The sequence below is a fragment of the Guptibacillus sedimenti genome, assembly GCF_028610665.1.
GTDB classification, from domain to species: domain Bacteria; phylum Bacillota; class Bacilli; order Bacillales; family Guptibacillaceae; genus Guptibacillus; species Guptibacillus sedimenti.
The window spans coordinates 1-1,298 of sequence record NZ_JAQQWV010000019.1; the positions used below are offsets into that span (position 1 = coordinate 1).

Consider the following 1,298-nt stretch of genomic DNA (forward strand, 5'->3'; position numbering starts at 1 on the left):
TGAAGTGACCCCCGTCAAGTAGACGGAAATTAAAAAGCATTCTTATGCAGCCTGAGCTCTATATTTATAGGGGCTCAGGTTGTTTAGTTTCTTTTGAAATCTCTGGTGATTGTAAAATCGTATGTATTTGTGGACTGCATTTTTAACCTCTTCAGAAGTTCGGAAAGAGGTTAAGTGAAAACATTCTGCTTTAAAGTGACTGAAAAAGTTCTCCATACAAGCATTGTCCCAACAGTTACCTTTCCGGGACATACTTGATTTCATCTTGTACTTATTAAGCAGTTTGTTATATTGTTTTGATGTATATTGGAATCCTTGATCGCTGTGAAGCATTATGCCTTTTACACTTCGTTTTTTTCTAGCTTTCTTTATTGTATCCATTACTAATTTAAGGTCATTTCTTCTTCCGATTTTATAAGCTATTATTTCGTTGTTATACAAATCCTTAATGGCAGATAGATACAATTTTTGCCCATTAAAAATTAAATAGGTAATGTCGGTTACCCATTTTTTATTTGGTTCTGAAGCTTGAAAGTCCCGGTTCAAATGGTTACCTGAGATAACATAAGCTTCCTTCTTACCGTAGTAAGGACGTTTCCTTCTGATGATGGCTTTAATTCCTAATTCTCCCATTAAGCGTTGAACTCGTTTGTGATTAATCTGTAGATTATGCATCGACTTAAGCCAAATATGTACCCTTCGATAACCATAAATCCCTTTGAGTTTGGTATGACACTTCACAATCAATTTCTTGATTTTATGATCTTCTACCTGTTTAAGAGAAGGGGATTCTAGGCGTTTTAACCACTTGTAATATCCAGCCCTTGATACACCTGTAAGCTTGCATAGAAGTTGGACGGTGTATTTCTTAGACATCTCTTTAATAACCTCATACTTTTTACTGGTAGTTACGTCATCCATTCCCCCTTTTACTTTCCTAAGAGCTTTTTTAATATTTCATTCTCAGCTTCTAATCGTTTGATTTTTTCTTCTGGATCCTCAGGACGAGTCTTTGGTCTTCCTATTCCAGACCCTTTAGCTTTCCCACGCTTCTCCTCAAGGCCCTTTATTCCTTCTGCCTCGAAGTGTTGAACCCACCGGCGAACCATTTTGGGGTCAATTTCTAATTCTCTTCCTACTGTTTTGTAACCCATTCCCTCTTTCAGATACATATCTACAGCTTTTTTCTTAAATGGCACATCATATGTTTTCCTGATTTCTCCCATAGAAAAATCCCCTCCATAGTAGACAGCTTAATGTGCTTTCTTTTCTCTGTCTACTATGTGGGGATCATATCA

The 1,298-nt window shown here is 36.7% G+C and carries 2 protein-coding genes; both read right to left on the bottom strand.

What is annotated here, in order from left to right; translation table 11 throughout:
• Window positions 1-42 precede the first annotated feature (42 nt).
• Entirely contained in the window at window positions 43-921 is an 879-nt protein-coding gene (locus PQ578_RS22305; protein ID WP_273837331.1) for an IS3 family transposase, read from the bottom strand.
• Window positions 922-929: 8 nt separating this feature from the next.
• Complete coding sequence (locus PQ578_RS22310; protein WP_224600095.1) at window positions 930-1,226, bottom strand: transposase; 297 nt, start codon at window positions 1,224-1,226, stop codon at window positions 930-932.
• Window positions 1,227-1,298: the final 72 nt, after the last annotated feature.